Here is a 16,056-nt window from a genome sequence, read left to right on the forward strand (position 1 = left end):
TCATGGATACCACCGTCGTTTCCCGTTCGTTGCAGCGCGTGATTGCAGGCATGCCGACTTCCGACGGCGCCGGCGTCAAGCTGCGCCGCACACTCGGACAGGGACAGAGCACCCGGCTCGATCCCTTCCTGATGCTCGATGAATTTTCTTCTGAAAACCCGGGTGATTACATTGCAGGCTTCCCCCCGCATCCGCATCGCGGGTTCGAGACGGTGACCTATATGCTTGACGGCCACATGCGGCATGAGGACCACCTCGGCAATGTCGGCGAACTGATGAGCGGCGGCGTGCAGTGGATGACGGCCGGGCGCGGCATCATCCATTCGGAAATGCCGCAGCAGGAAGAGGGGCGCATGCGCGGTTTTCAGCTCTGGATCAATCTGCCCGCCAAGGAAAAAATGAAGCCTGCCGGCTATCGTGATATTCCTGCATCCGAAATTCCGACTGCGCAATTGCCCGAAGGCGGCAGCGTCAAGGTCATCGCCGGCACCCTGGTACAGAACGGACACTCGGTTGCAGGGCCGATCCAGGGCTTGTCGACAGAACCGCTGTATTTCGATGTGCACCTGCCGGAAGGCGCCAGGTTTGTGCATGCCGTCGATGCGCAGCACAATGTATTTCTCTACACCTACGAAGGCGCGGTGCAGATCGGCGCTGACGGCGCGCAGAGGCTGCTCAAGCCGCAAAGCGCTGGCATCTTGTCGCCGGGCGAACAAATCGAGGTCGTCGCGGAGCCTGGAGGCGCACGCTTCCTGCTGCTGGCCGGGCGGCCGCTGCGTGAACCCGTGACGCAATATGGTCCCTTCGTGATGAATACGATGGAAGAGGTGGAGCAGGCGATCCGGGACTTCCAGCAGGGTAATTTCACCCAACCTGCCGCCTGAGCGGATTGCGTGGATAATGCTAGGGAGATCACTTCAGAGGAGTGCAACCCATGGACACCACCCCGTTTACGCTAGTCAAGCCCCACGTCAAGGACCTTGGCGACGGTTTCACGGTTCGCCGCCTTTTGCCCAGCCATCCGCACAAGATGGTTGGGCCTTTCATTTTCTTCGACCATATGGGACCGGCCGACTTCGAGTCCGGTGCCGGACTCGACGTGAGGCCGCATCCGCATATCGGCCTGGCAACGGTTACCTACCTCTTCGAGGGCGCCATCCTGCACCGCGACTCTCTGGGCACCGTCCAGGAAATCCGGCCTGGTGACGTCAACTGGATGACAGCCGGGCGGGGCATCGCGCACTCCGAACGCAGTCCCGAGCGGCTGCGCGAAAGCGGAGGCACGCTGCAAGGCATACAAACCTGGGTGGCGCTGCCCAAGAGCGATGAGCGGGCCGAGCCGGCCTTCGAACATCATCCGGCGGCAAGCTTGCCTGTCATTCAATATCCGGGCGTGAACATGCGGCTGATCGCCGGGTCCGCGTTTGGAAAGACGGCACCGGCGCGCACCTATTCCGACATGTTCTATCTGGCGGTGGAGATGGAAGCCGGTTCGTCGTTCTCCTTGCCGCCAGAATATGCGCAGCGCGGCATTTACCTGGTCGACGGAGAGATCGCGGTCGACGGCATGCCGCTGGCGGAGAAACACATGGCTGTACTGGAACATGCCCGGGAAATTACAATAGAGGCTGGCGCCGGCGCGCGGCTGATGCTGCTGGGCGGTGCGCCGATGGACGGCGACCGCTTCATCTGGTGGAATTTCGTTTCCAGCAGCAGGGAAGCGATCGAGGACGCCAAGGAAAGGTGGCGTTCCCAGGAGTTTGGCAAGGTGCCGGATGAGACGGAATGGATTCCGCTGCCCGCCGAACGCAAGCCGCCCGAATCTTTCAGTTAAACTTCGGGCTGGCGTTTTTAGGACACTGCATAATGAACAACAACGGAGAGCCTCAGCAACTGCAGCAAGCGGCGGCCGCCGGCTCCGGCAAGATTTTCGATCACATCGTCTCCTCGCTGCTGCCGACGAAGCACGGCGAGTTTCGCATTCATGTCTACCAGCCGGCGGGAGAGACGGTGGAACATGTCGCAATTGTCAGGGGGGATCTGACAGACCAGGAGCGCGTGCTGGTGCGCGTGCACTCGGAATGCCTTACCGGCGACGTACTCGGCTCGATGCGCTGCGACTGCGGCGAACAGCTCGACGCCGCGCTGGCAAAGATCGCTGCCGCCGGAAAGGGCGTGGTGGTGTATCTGCGCGGCCACGAGGGACGCGGTATCGGTCTCGCCAACAAGATTCGCGCCTACCAGCTCCAGGACCAGGGGCGAGACACGGTCGAAGCCAACCTCGACCTCGGACTGCCGGTCGATATCCGCGACTATGAAGTGGCGGCACATATCCTGCGCAACCTCGGCATCAAGTCGATCCGCCTGATGACCAACAATCCGCGCAAGATGAACAAGCTTGCCGAGTACGGCGTCAACGTCATCGAGCGCGTCCCGGTGCTGACGGCGCATACGCCGCACAACATCAGCTACCTGCGCACCAAGCAGGAAAAACTCGGGCATATGCTCGATTTCGAATAGTCGGCTTTCCCAAAGACCTTCGGCATGCACGGACTTCCGTGCATGCCGTCGTCTATTTTGCCGCGACCGGCCTGGTGCGGTGCGTATCTCGCGTGCCGCGTGGTACCACGCTGCGGCACAGTTCCGCGCGCCGGGCCAATTGAATTCATGTGGATGAGCCATGTGAATTCTTTCGTCGGCCGATCGCGGCATACCATTCCATCACTCTCCCGCGACTGAATTCACGTAACCGCACCGCCATGTCAAGACAGAATCTCAAGAACAAGCTGATCCCGCTCGCCGCACTGATCTTCAGCGGCATGGCGCAGGCCGCCGAACCCATCCGCATCGGCATGATTGAAGGCATGTCGGGGCCGTTTGCCAATGCCGGGCAGGCAGTGGCGCGCAACCTGCAATTCGCCATCGAGCGCATCAATGCAAAGGGCGGCGTAAAACTGCCCGGTGGTTCGCGTCCGCTGGCGCTGGTCAGCATCGACAACAAGCAGGGCGTGGAGGAGTCGCTGATCGCGTTGCGGCAGCTGACCGACCAGCGTGTCGGCTTCGTTACCCAGGGCAACAGTTCGGCGGTGGCCGCCGCACTCATCGACGGCGTTGAAAAGCATAACCAGCGAGCACCGGATCAGCGCGTGCTCTTCCTGAATTATTCTGCCGTCGACCCGACGCTGACCAATGAAAAATGCAGCTTCTGGCATTTCCGCTTCGATGCCCATGCCGACATGCGCATGCATGCGCTGACCGAGGTCATCAAGGATGACGGTAGTGCCAAGCGCGTCTACCTGATCGGACAGGATTACAGCTTCGGCCAGCAGCTGGCGCGTTCCGCGCGTGCCCAGATCGGCGCCAAGCGGCCCGACATGGCCATCGTCGGCGACGAGCTGCACCCGATCGGCAAAATCAAGGATTTCACGCCCTATATCGCCAAGATACGCTCCAGCGGCGCCGACACAGTGGTAACCGGCAATTGGGGCAATGATCTGACGCTGCTGGTGAAAGCGGCGCGCGAAGGCGGACTCAACGTCAAGTTCTATACCTTCTACGGCAACGGACTCGGTGCGCCGGCCGCCATCGGGGAAGCCGGCGTCGGCCGCGTGCGCGCGGTAGCGGAGTGGCATCCGAATGCCGGGCAGGGCATCGCCAACTCCGCGAGCGACGCCTACTACGAAAAATTCCGCCGGCGCTATCCGCAGCCGGAAGACGATTATGTGCACATGCGCATGCACCTGATGATCGAGATGCTGGCGGCCGCCATTGAAAAGGCGGGCACGACCGAGGCGGCGGCGGTGGCGAAGGCCATGGAAGGCGCACGTTACAAGAATGCCTTTCATGAAGCGGTGATGCGCGCCGATGATCATCAGCTGATGCAGCCGCTGTATGTGTCGGTAATGCGCAAGACCAGTGACGGTTCCGTGCGCTTCGACAACGAGGGCAGCGGCTACGGCTTCAAGACCGAACGCTATCTGCCGCTGGCCAAGACCATGCTGCCAACCAGCTGCAGGATGAAACGGCCGGATTAGGGAAGCGCCGATCCGCTCCAATACGCCGGATCCGGATTCACACTAGAATGGTCGGCACGGATTTCGTCGCCAGGCAACGGCCCGGCGCGGAACCGCCTGTTTTCTTTCGCCGATTCATGACGCAGACCGACCATACCACCCACACGCAGCAAACCCGAGAGGCCGAAGGGGCGGTTGCGGCCCAAATTGCTCCGATTTCCAGGCTGGCTGTTCCGCTGTTGTCACTGGCCGCCTTCGGAAGCGGAGTTTCCCTGCGCGTATCCGATCCCATGCTGCCGCAGCTGGCAAGGGAGTTTGGCCTGTCGCTTGGCAACGTATCGCTTGTCATCACGGTATTTTCGATTGCCTATGGTTTGTCGCAGCTGCTGTTCGGACCGCTTGGCGACAGGTACGGCAAGTATTTCATCATCGCCTGCGGCTCGCTTTCCTGTGCGCTGACTTCCGCATTCTGCGGCTTGGCTCCCGATTTCTCTTCGTTGCTGATCGCGCGCCTGCTCGCCGGCGCCACCGCCGCATCCATCATTCCCTTGTCCATGGCCTGGATCGGCGACGTGATCGCCTACGAGGACCGGCAGCCGGTCTTGGCCCGCTTTCTGATCGGGCAGATCCTCGGCCTCGCGGCCGGTGTGCTGGTCGGCGGGCTGGCTGCGGACGCGAACAACTGGCGCCTGCCTTTCCTGCTCATCGCCGTGCTCTTTCTGGTGGTAGGCATTGCGCTGCTGCGTCTGAACCGCACCTTGCCGGCCCATGCCCGCCGCCAGCATCGCGCCGAGGGGGCGGCCATTCCGCGCATGATCGGGGAATTCCGCCAGGTGCTGTCCAAGCCATGGGCCCGCATGGTGCTCATCAGCGTTTTCCTTGAAGGCGCCTTCCTCTACGGCGCCTTCGCTTTCATCGCCTCGCATGTTCACCATACCTTCGGTCTGTCCCTGACGGCATCCGGCGCGCTGGTCATGCTCTTCGGCCTTGGCGGCTTCGTATTCGCCATGCTGTCGCGGATCCTGGTGCGCCGACTCGGCGAGGCCGGCCTGTCGCGGTGGGGTGGCGGCTTTCTGGCGATTTCGCTGTGGGGTATCGGTTTTGCGCCCGTGTGGTGGTGGGCCGTGGCCGGGTGTTTCCTTGCCGGCCTCGGTTTCTATATGTTTCACAATACCCTGCAGATCAACGCAACACAGATGGCGCCGGAACGGCGGGGCGCGGCGGTAGCGGCCTTTGCTTCCAGTTTCTTCATCGGGCAGTCGGTCGGCGTCGGCATCGCCGGTGCGCTGGTTGAACGCATCGGCACGGTCAATGTGATGTTCGCCGGCGGTCTGGGGGTTCTGGCCGCAGCCCTGAATTTCAGCTACCGCTTGCGCAAGCGCGCGGCAGCGCAGCGACAATCATCGGCATAGAAAAGGCAGTAAGACGGCAAACAACTTATAACAAACAGGAGACAACCATGAGCCAGGAAAACCCGGTATTGCTATGGACACCCGGCAAGGAAAGAATCGAACGCAGCCGGCTGCATGATTACATGCAATGGCTCGAGCGTGAAAAGAAGCTGCGCTTCACCGCCTACCAGGACCTGTGGCAATGGTCGGTCGATAGCCTGGAAGACTTCTGGGAGTCGATCTGGCAGTACTTCGACGTACGTCACTCCTCGGGCTATACCCGCGTGCTGGACGGCGACAAGATGCCGGGAGCGAAGTGGTTCGACGGTGCCCGCCTGAACCTGGCCGAGCAGCTTTTCCGCTTCCATGAAGGCGACCTGGACCGTACGGCCATCATAGGCCGCTCGGAAGTCCGATCCACGGTGAGGCTTTCCTGGCGCGAGTTGCGCCGGCAGGTCGGTGCCATGGCGAATGCCTTGCGGAGCATGGGCGTTCAGCCGGGAGACCGGGTCGTGTCCTATCTGCCGAACATTCCGGAAACGGTCGTCGCCTTCTATGCCTGCGCAAGCATCGGCGCAATCTGGTCGAGCTGCTCGCCCGACATGGGCACGCCCAGCGTACTCGACCGCTTCGGCCAGATTTCGCCCAAGGTGCTGTTCGCGGTGGACGGGTACCGCTACGGCGGCAAGGACTTCGACCGGCGCGAGGTTGTCAAGGAACTGGCGCGTTCGCTGCCGACGCTGGAGCATGTGATCCTGCTGCCTTATCTGGATCAGAGCGTGACGCTGCCCGACACTCATTCCTGGCGCGAGCTGATCTCCGGTGACAGCGAGATGCGCTTCGAGCAGCTGCCATTCGATCATCCCTTGTGGGTGGTGTATTCATCGGGCACCACGGGCATGCCCAAGCCCATCGTTCACGGCCAGGGCGGTACCCTGCTCGAGTCGCTGAAGGGCCAGGCGCTGCAGAACGGCATAGGCGAAGACGACCGTTTCATGTGGTTTTCGACCACCGGCTGGATCATGTGGAACTCCCAGGTCACCGGACTGCTGGTCGGCGCGACCATTGCGGTCTACGACGGCAATCCCGGCTATCCGGATCTCGGGACCTTGTGGAAGTTCGCCGAGGAGGCTGACCTGACGGTGTTCGGCGCCGGCGCTGCCTACTATGCCGGCTGCATGAAGGCCGGCATCGAACCGCGCAAGCTGGCGCGCATCGACCATCTCCATACCGTCGGCTCGACCGGCTCGCCGCTCTCCGCCGATGCCTTCGCCTGGATCTATGAACAGCTGGGCCCCGACATCCTGCTGGCCTCGATCAGCGGGGGCACCGATGTGGCGGCATCCTTTGTCGGCGCCTGCCCGATCCTGCCGCTGTATGCGGGAGAAATGCAGTGCCGCAGCCTGGGCGTGGCGGTCTACGCGATGGACGAACAGGGCAAGCCGCTTGACGATGCGGTGGGCGAGCTGGTGGTGACAAGGCCGATGCCGTCGATGCCGCTGTTCTTCTGGAACGATCCCGATGGGCGGCGCTATCACGACAGTTATTTCGATACCTATCCGGGCTGGTGGCGGCATGGCGACTGGCTGCGCATCACGCCGCGCGGCGGCGCCATCATTTACGGACGCTCCGATACCACCATCAACCGGCATGGCGTGCGCATGGGTACCAGCGAGATCTACCGGGTGGTGGAGGGGCTGCCGGAAGTCCTCGACAGCCTGGTGGTGGACCTGGAGTACCTGGGGCGGGAATCCTACATGCCCCTGTTCGTCGTGCTGCGTCCGGGCATTGCGCTCGATGAACCGCTGATTTCACGGATCACCGCAAGCATACGCACCTCGCTCTCGGCGCGCCATGTGCCGAACGAGGTATTCGCGGTGACCGAAATACCGCGCACGCTGTCGGGCAAGAAGATGGAACTGCCGGTGAAGAAGCTGCTGCTCGGGATGGCGGTGGAGGAGGTGGCCAATCCGGATGCGATGAGCAATCCGGGGAGCCTTGCCTATTTCATCGATTTCGCAAAGCGGCGCAACGCGCTGCTGGCCAGCCAGCCGGCACAGGCCGGGCACCAGCCGGCGTGAGATATCTCAACCAGCGGCGGGCCGGCGCGCGTTACGATCTGCGGATCATTATTTGAATCGCGGACGGCAGCTATGGCATTCGAGCAGGACTGGCATACCGAGGAATACAAGGGCATGGAGGTGCATGTGTCGCCGCTGGCGCATGACGACGCGGGCACCTCCTGGGACTTCAGCGTACGCATCTCCCAGCCCGGCGAAGATGCCAGTTACGAGAGCGAGCTGACCGCCGCCTCGGGCGACAGCGGCGATTATCCGACCAAGGAGGCGGCGATCGAGGCCGGCTTCGTCAAGGGCTATGCGATTGTTGACTCGCTGCTGGCGGGGTGAATCGGCAATAGGCAATAGGTAATCGGCAGACCCTTGATCCGTCATTCCTGCATCGAAGCGGCCATCCAGATATCAGATCATTTCCAGCGGCTGTGGTCCGGCGGGAGGAGGGAAGGCGCGGTCGAGTTCGGCCAGATCGTCGTCGCCGAGGCGAAGCTCCAGCGCATGCCGGTTATCGGCCACATGTTCGACCCTGCCTGATTTCGGAATCGCGATCATTCCCGGCTGGCGCAGTACCCATGCAAGCGCCACTTGCGCGGGGCTGGCCCGGTGCCGTTCGGCGACGCGTCGAAGTGCGGGATTGCTCAGCAGGCGGCCCTGTTCGATCGGCGAATAAGCCATCACGGCAATGCGGCGTTCGGCGCACCACGGCATCAGGTCGTATTCAATGCCGCGCCGGCTCAGATTGTAGAGCACCTGATTGACGGCCGGCTTGTCGTCGCCTGCGAGTCGTTCGAGTTCTTCCATGTCGGCCAGATCGAAATTGCTGACTCCCCAACGGCGGATCTTGCCGTCCCGCACCAGTGCCTGCAGCGCTTCCAGCGTTTCATCCAGAGGCACCTGGCCGCGCCAGTGCAGCAGATAGAGATCCAGGTAATCCGTGCCTAGCCGGCGCAGGCTGGCTTCGCAGGCGGCAACGGTGCCGCGCCGGCTCGCATGGTGAGGCAAGACCTTGCTGACCAGGAAAATGTCGCTGCGGCGGCCGGACAATGCTTCCTTGATCAGGGTCTCCGATGCCCCGTCTCCATACATTTCCGCAGTGTCTATCAGCGTCATGCCGAGGTCGATACCTGCCCGCAAGGCCGCAATCTCCCCGGCGCGCTTGCGCGGCTCTTCCGCCATGCACCAGGTGCCTTGTCCGAGTACCGGAACCTCGGGTTCGTCGGGCAAATCAAGCAGACGCAGTGTTTGCATGGGATTCCTTTGCGGGTTCAAGAATGTTTATCGTAATGACGATGGCACGTCGCACCGACGAAGACGGCTGACACCTGCGGCAAGCAGGTGCAACGCGCCGGGCGGCATGCTGGCAGGCGCTCCAAGTGATTGCGATTGCTATCTTAATTCTTCAGGCGAATTAGCGCGCGTATTGCCGGCATTCTGTTCGACGACCGAATTGAGTTCCGCGCCGAACAGCAGGACGGCGGCCGAAATGAAGAAAAACAGCAGCAGCACGATGATCGTGCCGACGCTGCCGTACATCGCGCTGTAATCGCCGAAATTGCTGACATAGTAGTTGAAGCCGATCGAGGCGCCGATCCACACCGGCACGGCGAGCAGTGCGCCTGGTGAAATGAAGCTGAATTCATGCCGCACATTCGGAGCGACGTAATAAATTACCGCCACCGACAGCATCAACAGGAACAGGGCGGCGGGCCAGCGCAGCCATGCCCATAGCGTCACGAACAGCTGTTCCAGGCCAACCCAGTGCGCAAGCCATTGTATCGCCTGCGGTCCGACGACCAGCAGGGCGGCAGCGAGAATGAGAAGAACGGCAAGCCCGAGCGTATAGAGAATCGATAGCGGATAGAGCTTCCAGGCAGGGCGGGTTTCGCGCACGTTATACGCCACGTTCAGCGCGTTCATCGTCGCACGTACCGCCGCTGATGCCGACCAAAGTGCAACGATCACGCCGAATGACAGCAGGCCGCTTTTTTCCTGCTGCAGTTCATCAATCACCTGATTGACCGTCGGCATGACTTCGCGCGGAACGACGAACTGCGCCTGGCTTCGCAGCCATTCGAAGAAATCCGAAAGGTGCAGGAAGCCCAGCAGGGCGATCAGGAAAATAATGAAGGGAAAGATGGAAAAGAGTACCTGGTAAGCGAGCGCGGACGCATAGGTGGTCATGTCGTCGTCAAAGAAGTCGCTGATGGTTTTTTTTATGACCAGGCTTGGTTTCAGGCCGCGCAATCCCGGAATCCGCATAATCCTCCTCGTATGAAAGCACGGGTACTGGCTTGCCAGGATGCTTTCGTCCTGAACAGACTGACGATCCGGGCAAGCTGCCGGCGGCACTGGGTTGCGTGTGAACGCCGGGTCCTCCTTGCCATGGTACGGGAACACCGGGCTCGCCATGTCGCGTCACCAGCCTGCGCCCACAGGGATATTTTCTCGGCGTCGTCGAGTCCATTCAGAACGAATGCGTTCTAGCCGGTACCCGTGCCGGACTAGAGTCCACCTAAGTTCGCTCGATCTTGCGGATCGGCCGCGGTGGACAACGGGCCGATCCTTTCGTTACTGGCGCATCGCTTATCAATGATGACGCGACATGGTGCGTTTGGCGAAGTAGGTGCCGGCAAGGACTGCTCCAGCCGCCACCAGCATGGAGCTGGTCGGGAAGGTGCGTGCCGTATTCATTGCCATTTCGCCGGCGTGCGGCGCCATCAGCTGCAGGCGTCGTTTGGTCATCTGCATGCCGAGTTCGCCGAGGCGATCCGGGATCAGTCTTTCCGCGTCAGGAAGCAGAGTCGTTTCCTCATCTGCCACGTGATGCATGACGTCCTTCATCAATTGCAGGAAGGTCTGGTCAAAGGTGGGATCGGTGGCTTCCATTGCGCGCAGCTGCGCGATCAGGCGTCGCATTTCATTGTGTTCCGGGACGCTCTTGCCGACGATAGGCGTGTCCGCCGCCAAATGGCTCATTGCCGGATAAAAGATTTCCTCTTCCAGCTGCGCGTGGATCTCCAGTGCGAGACAGATGGTGCCGACCAATGCCTTCTTGGTTTGCGGTGCGGAGTCCATTTCATACTGGTGAAAGGTTTCCAGTACGGAGGTATGGTCCATGCGGATCATGTTGGTAATGCTGGGGGACAATTTGTCAGTAAAGCTTTTCATCATGGCGCTCTCCATTTTTGTAAATGTTGTTCTCGCCGCGAAGGCGAAAACAACACAGGAGCAAACTGCGTACCTGCTCGACCTTGTGAGCGCGGGCGTGTCAGCCGAGCGCTTCGGAAACGATGCGCTTGCGCAACGCCGCATCCGGCATGCGCCCGTATCCGGCCCTCAGGTTGTCACGCACATGAGCAGGATTGGCCGTGGCGGGAATTGCACAATGCAGTGCCGAATGGGACACCACATACTTGAGCAACACCTGCGCCCAGCTGCTGCAGTCGATTTCCGCAGCCCAGGGCGGCAAGGCCCTGGTCTTGAGCCGGCGCAGCAGTTCTCCGCTGGCAAATGGCCGATTGGCAATCACGGCGATGCCGCGCTCGGCAGCGAAAGGAAGCAGCCGCTGTTCCGCCTCGCGCTCGCCCGCCGAATAATTGATCTGCACAAAGTCCACCTTGTGCCGTTCCAGCACGCGGACCACGTCCTGCTGGCCGCTGGCGGTGTAATGCGTGATGCCGATATGGCGAATGCGTCCGGCGCGCTTCCATTCATTCAAAGTTTCAAGGTGGCTGTCGACGTCGACGAGGTTATGGACCTGCATCAGGTCGATCGGATCGGCTTTCAGCTTGCGCATGGATTCCTCCATCTGCCGCTTGCCGGACTCCTTTCCCTGCGTCCATACCTTGGTGGCGATGAATAGCCTGTCGCGCAGTCCCATGCGGGAAGCAAGCTCCCCCGCCACCTCTTCGGACCGGCCGTACATCGGCGAGGAATCGATCAGCCTGCCGCCGCCCTCGACGAACGCCGCAAGAACCTGTTCCAGCGGGGCCCTGTCGGCTGCGGTCGTACCGACATCGAAGGTCTGCCAGGTACCGAGGCCGATGACAGGGAGCATCTCCCCGGAGGAAGGAATGCGCCGCGACAGCATCGCATTTCCGCCGGGGGCCGGCGGTACGGCATTGGCGCCGGTGCCGACGGTGCCAAGCGCCGCCGCGATCAGGCGCATCGCGTCGCGCCGGCTAAGGTGACTGAAATCCATGGCGCCGCCCTCAAAACTGTCCGTTTGCCTGGTCCGACGACAGGCGGTTCAGGCGGCTCAAATCGGATCCCTCATGGGATACATGCGGATCGCTCATGCTGCGGTCGAGAGTGAGCATTCCCGCAAGATTCCTTTCACTGTCCAGTACAGGGATGCGTTCCAGCAGCGAGCCGCCGAAGCGTTGCATGACGCTGGCCATGCTTTCGTCTTCGAAACACCATGCCAGTTCCTCGCTCATGAGTTCGGCCACATGGATATGTTCCGGCGGGCGGCCTTCCCGTGCCGCAGCCACGCGAATATCGCTGTCACTGATCATGCCGATCAGCCGTCGTCCGTCGCATACCGGAAGCACGCCCACCTTCCAGTCACGCATGATGGCTGCTGCACGGGAGACATTGTCGTGCGGGCCGACGACAGTTGCATCATGGTCCATCAGATCCGATACGGTTGGCATATTGGCAATCCTTTCGCTTGGTGCTCGCAGGCTGCGCATCGCCGCGTCGTCGAGCAATGCAGTGACTTCCTGGTCATCAGTCTGCGCAAAATCGTCGTAATACTGGCTTACCGCGCGAAAATGTTCGGGCACCTGCAGGCAGATGGCATCATCGGCAAGCGAGCACAGCTTTTTCAGGGTTTCGGCGGGCGCCACCGGCACCGCCAGTAGCAGGCGCTCCGGCCCCGTATCCCGCACCGCTTCCACCGCCGCCTGCATTGACGCTCCGGTGGCGATACCGTCATCAACAAGAATGACGGTCCTCCCGGCGAGCGGCACGCGTGCTCGGTTGCCGCAATACAGCTGGCGGCGGCGTTGCAGCTCCCGTGTCTGGCGTTCGACTTCCTGGGCCAGGAACAGGGAGGACGGGCGCAGAAGGTCGATCATTTCACTGTTCAGCACTCTGCGCGGCGGGTCGCCTTCGACAAGAGCTCCGATGCCGACTTCGGAAGAGACCGGCGACCCCAGCTTGCGTACCAGCAGCACATCAAGAGGCGCCTGTAGCGCCAATGCAATCTCGTAGGCCACGGGCACGCCGCCTCGCGGCAGGCCGAGAACCACCGGCGAACGCTGTTTCAGGAATGCCAGTGCGGATGCAAGCTGGCGTCCTGCTTCCCTGCGATTGCCGAAACGCCGTTGCCCCATGGCTGCCTCCATTCAAGAAACCCCGATCGAGAACCTGCAAGATGTTTGCCATGGTTTGTGTGGCCGGGAAGGGCGCTACTCCGCTTAGTCGCTACCCATCTTTACCAAGTGGATGTATAAAGTACAAAAATCGGGACATGACGGGCGGGATTGCTCAACGTAAAATGCGGTCCGGGCCGGACAGGCAACGCTTCCGTTCAGACAAATTTCCGCCGCGTTCAAATAGCCGGAATCTCTACTGTCGGAAGACCGTAACATCGCGTTACATCGCAGATGACTCAGCCTGTTAAAGTGACGGTGCTTCACATTTACAAGAGGGGATTTCGTTGGCAAAAACATCGCGTGGATCAAGGTCTCGCAAGTCGTTCTTCAAGCCGTTCGCCAGCCGGCTCGGACAGGTCGGCGCCATCCTTCTTGGCTCTTTGGTGCTGGTATGCGTGGTCATGTTCGGTTACATCACTCTGTTCGTGATGCCAAACCTGCCTTCGCTGGACGCACTCATCGATTACCGCCCGAAAATGCCGCTGCGGGTCTATACCGCCGATGAGGTGCTAATCGGCGAATTCGGCGAGGAGCGGCGAGATTTCGTGCCCATCGCGGAAATGCCCGCAGTCATGAAGAGGGCGCTCCTGGCGATTGAAGACGACCGCTTCTACGAACACGGCGGCGTCGACTATATCGGGATACTGAGAGCTGGCCTGGCGAATCTGCGCAGCAGCCGCTCGCAGGGTGCATCCACCATCACGATGCAGGTCGCCCGCACTTTTTTCCTTTCCCGCCAGAAGACTTACGCCCGCAAGCTTCATGAAATCGTGCTGGCTTATGAAATCGAACGCAAGCTGAGCAAGGACCAGATTCTCGAGCTGTACATGAATCAGATCTATCTTGGCGAGCGGGCCTATGGCTTCGGCAGCGCGGCACGTGTCTATTTCGGCAAGCCGGTCAAGGAAATCACGGTGGCGGAGGCAGCGATGCTCGCCGGTCTGCCGAAAGCGCCGGCCGGCGCCAATCCGATTGTCAATCCGACCCGCGCGCGTCAACGCCAGCAATACATCCTCAAGCGCATGCGCGAACTCGGCTATATCAGCGAAGCGCAGTACGCCAAGTCCGCCCAGGAAAAGCTGCTCATACGCGGCGACCGCCGCCGTTTCAGCACGCATGCGGAATATGCGGCCGAGCTGGTTCGCCAGTACATGGTGGCGCAGTACAAGGACGACGTTTATACCCACGGTTACAACGTCTATACGACCTTGAACAGCACCGAGCAGACTGCGGCTTATGAAGCGGTGCGCCGCGGAGTCATCGAATATGACCGCCGCCACGGCTATCGCGGACCGGAAGGATTCATCGAGCTGCCGCGGGACGCGGACGACCGTGCCCAGGCTATTTCCGAAGTCCTGCTCAAGTATCCTGACAGCGATGAACTGCAGTCAGCCGTGGTGGTATCGGCGACAGCCAAACTGGTGAAGGCCGAATTGCTGTCCGGGGAAGACGTGGAAGTAACCGGCGACGGGTTGCGCTTCGCGGCGCCGGCCCTGTCGGGGAAAGGGCAGAACAAGATACGGCCCGGTGCCATCATCCGGGTAGTGCGCGACGCGAAGAAAAAATGGTGGATTTCCCAGCTGCCGGAAGTGTCGGCAGCGCTCGTCGGAATGAATGCGCGGGACGGCGCAATACGGGCCATGGTCGGCGGCTTTGATTTCACGCTCAACCAGTTCGACCATGTGAACCAGGCCTGGCGGCAGCCGGGCTCCACCATCAAGCCTTTCATCTACTCTGCCGCGCTCGAAAAAGGCTTCTCTCCTGGAACGCTGATCAACGATGCCCCCCTGACCCTGAATTCCGGCGACTCCGGCGGGCAGAGCTGGGACCCACAGAACGATAACGGACAATATGACGGCCCGGTAAGCATGAGGACCGGTCTCAAGAAATCCAAGAACCTGGTTTCCATTCGCATCCTGCAGTCGATCTCGCCAATGTATGCGCAGCAGTATCTGACGAAATTCGGCTTCGAACAGGACAAGCATCCGGCCAACCTCACCATGACACTCGGGACGGGGTCGGTCACGGCGATGCAGATGGCAAGCGGCTACGCGGTGTTCGCCAATGGCGGCTACCAGGTAAAGCCATTCCTGATCCAGAAGGTCGTCAACAACCGCGGTGAGGTTCTCATCAATTCCGAACCGGCGAAAGCCGGCGACGAAGCGGCTCGCGTGCTCGACGCCCGCAACGCCTTCATCATGGACAGCATGATGCGCGACGTGGTCAATGGCGGCACCGGCTTCGCAGCCAGCCAGAAACTCGGCCGGCGCGACTTGGCGGGCAAGACCGGCACCACCAATGATTCCATCGATGGCTGGTTTGCCGGGTATGGCGGCGATATCGTCGCGGTGTCCTGGATGGGCTTCGACAAGCCCCGCTCGCTGGGTGGCCGCGAATTTGGCGGCACGGTCGCGCTGCCGATGTGGATCGATTACATGCGCACTGCGCTAAAAGGCAAGCCGCTGCTCGAACGCTCAGTTCCCGAGGGCGTTGCGCAGCTCGACGGTGACTGGATCTATCAGGAATACGCGAACGGCAATGCGGTTCGCTCGGTTGGCGTGGAGGATACTCGCAGTTTCTGGGAAAAATTATTCGGAAACAGGCCGCAAGGCGCGGTTCCGGGGCCGGGTCCTGCGCCTGCTCCACCTCCAAGGCCTAGCCTGCCGGGTGACGACATGTCGTATCGCGGCGGCGGAGGCGGCGGATAACGGCCTTTCGTTTTATCGAGTCCGATTATTCCTTCGACCGTCCTACGTGGCATCATTGCCGCCGCAACGCAGACAGGAATTCTCGCCGGTTCGCGACGCCTGTTTTTGAACGTGCAGGGTCGAGGCAAGGTCAGGGAAAAGCCATGTTTAAAAAAGTACTGTATTTCCGTACAGTACTTGTGTTACATTAACTACTCATTCATTGGCAAGTAGTTAAAGGAGAACTGACATGGCTTACCTGAACAACTCTTTCGGCACACGCTTTGGTCTTGAATATGCGCCGATGTCCTTCCTGGTCCGTTTCGGCAAGCGTGAACTGTTCGTCTGCCGTGACTTCCGCAATCGCTACTACAAGGTCAATCCGGTGCTCGATTGCAGCCCCGGCGTCCAGGCGGGCCATGTGGAACTGCTGATTCTCCGTCGCTGGCTGGTGATCCTGTCCAAGGCGCGGAAATTCGCATGACCGGGCAACTGCCGGGGATCTGTGG

Annotated in this window: 14 protein-coding genes; 9 read left to right on the plus strand and 5 right to left on the minus strand. The window is 61.0% G+C overall.

Translation table 11 applies throughout. From position 1 onward, the window contains the following. Nucleotides 1-2: 2 nt before the first annotated feature. The 7 genes from FH061_RS14030 to FH061_RS14060 all read left to right on the plus strand — a co-directional run bounded on the left by FH061_RS14030 (nucleotide 3) and on the right by FH061_RS14060 (nucleotide 7,812). Complete coding sequence (locus tag FH061_RS14030) at nucleotides 3-884, plus strand: pirin family protein (protein ID WP_151636444.1); 882 nt, start codon at nucleotides 3-5, stop codon at nucleotides 882-884. Between the two features lie 50 nt (nucleotides 885-934). Next, nucleotides 935-1,834, plus strand: coding sequence for a pirin family protein (locus FH061_RS14035; RefSeq protein ID WP_151636445.1), 900 nt, complete (start codon nucleotides 935-937; stop codon nucleotides 1,832-1,834). Nucleotides 1,835-1,866: 32 nt separating this feature from the next. Continuing rightward, on the plus strand, nucleotides 1,867-2,520 hold the full coding sequence (gene ribA, locus FH061_RS14040; RefSeq protein ID WP_151636446.1) for a GTP cyclohydrolase II: 654 nt from the start codon (nucleotides 1,867-1,869) through the stop codon (nucleotides 2,518-2,520). Nucleotides 2,521-2,759: 239 nt separating this feature from the next. Further along, nucleotides 2,760-4,034: a branched-chain amino acid ABC transporter substrate-binding protein gene (locus FH061_RS14045; RefSeq protein ID WP_151636447.1), complete on the plus strand. Its 1,275-nt coding sequence runs from the start codon at nucleotides 2,760-2,762 to the stop codon at nucleotides 4,032-4,034. 116 nt (nucleotides 4,035-4,150) lie between these two features. Beyond that, nucleotides 4,151-5,425 (plus strand): MFS transporter, encoded by a 1,275-nt coding sequence (locus FH061_RS14050; RefSeq protein ID WP_151636448.1) that lies wholly within the window; start codon nucleotides 4,151-4,153, stop codon nucleotides 5,423-5,425. A 47-nt stretch (nucleotides 5,426-5,472) separates the two neighbouring features. Beyond that, the gene (locus FH061_RS14055) at nucleotides 5,473-7,485 is read left to right on the plus strand and encodes an acetoacetate--CoA ligase (RefSeq protein ID WP_151636449.1); all 2,013 of its coding nucleotides are present in this window, start codon (nucleotides 5,473-5,475) and stop codon (nucleotides 7,483-7,485) included. Between the two features lie 72 nt (nucleotides 7,486-7,557). Then, nucleotides 7,558-7,812, plus strand: coding sequence for a hypothetical protein (locus FH061_RS14060; protein ID WP_151636450.1), 255 nt, complete (start codon nucleotides 7,558-7,560; stop codon nucleotides 7,810-7,812). 72 nt (nucleotides 7,813-7,884) lie between these two features. On the opposite strand, the gene FH061_RS14065 is transcribed toward FH061_RS14060, so the two are convergent. From FH061_RS14065 to FH061_RS14085, 5 genes are all read right to left on the minus strand, one after another. Then, on the minus strand, nucleotides 7,885-8,727 hold the full coding sequence (locus FH061_RS14065; protein WP_151636451.1) for an aldo/keto reductase: 843 nt from the start codon (nucleotides 8,725-8,727) through the stop codon (nucleotides 7,885-7,887). 138 nt (nucleotides 8,728-8,865) lie between these two features. Then, on the minus strand, nucleotides 8,866-9,738 hold the full coding sequence (locus FH061_RS14070; protein WP_151636452.1) for a YihY/virulence factor BrkB family protein: 873 nt from the start codon (nucleotides 9,736-9,738) through the stop codon (nucleotides 8,866-8,868). A 327-nt stretch (nucleotides 9,739-10,065) separates the two neighbouring features. Further along, nucleotides 10,066-10,647, minus strand: coding sequence for a hemerythrin domain-containing protein (locus FH061_RS14075; RefSeq protein WP_151636512.1), 582 nt, complete (start codon nucleotides 10,645-10,647; stop codon nucleotides 10,066-10,068). 100 nt (nucleotides 10,648-10,747) lie between these two features. Next, entirely contained in the window at nucleotides 10,748-11,680 is a 933-nt protein-coding gene (locus tag FH061_RS14080; RefSeq protein WP_225984664.1) for an aldo/keto reductase, read from the minus strand. A 10-nt stretch (nucleotides 11,681-11,690) separates the two neighbouring features. Then, entirely contained in the window at nucleotides 11,691-12,818 is a 1,128-nt protein-coding gene (locus FH061_RS14085) for a CBS domain-containing protein (protein WP_151636453.1), read from the minus strand. Nucleotides 12,819-13,138: 320 nt separating this feature from the next. On the opposite strand from FH061_RS14085, the gene FH061_RS14090 reads away from it, so the two are divergent. Next, nucleotides 13,139-15,568, plus strand: coding sequence for a penicillin-binding protein 1A (locus tag FH061_RS14090; protein WP_404822471.1), 2,430 nt, complete (start codon nucleotides 13,139-13,141; stop codon nucleotides 15,566-15,568). A 229-nt stretch (nucleotides 15,569-15,797) separates the two neighbouring features. Then, nucleotides 15,798-16,031 (plus strand): hypothetical protein, encoded by a 234-nt coding sequence (locus tag FH061_RS14095; RefSeq protein ID WP_151636454.1) that lies wholly within the window; start codon nucleotides 15,798-15,800, stop codon nucleotides 16,029-16,031. Nucleotides 16,032-16,056: the final 25 nt, after the last annotated feature.

The sequence above is a fragment of the Noviherbaspirillum aerium genome (genome assembly GCF_008929045.1).
Taxonomy (GTDB): Bacteria; Pseudomonadota; Gammaproteobacteria; order Burkholderiales; family Burkholderiaceae_D; genus Noviherbaspirillum; species Noviherbaspirillum aerium.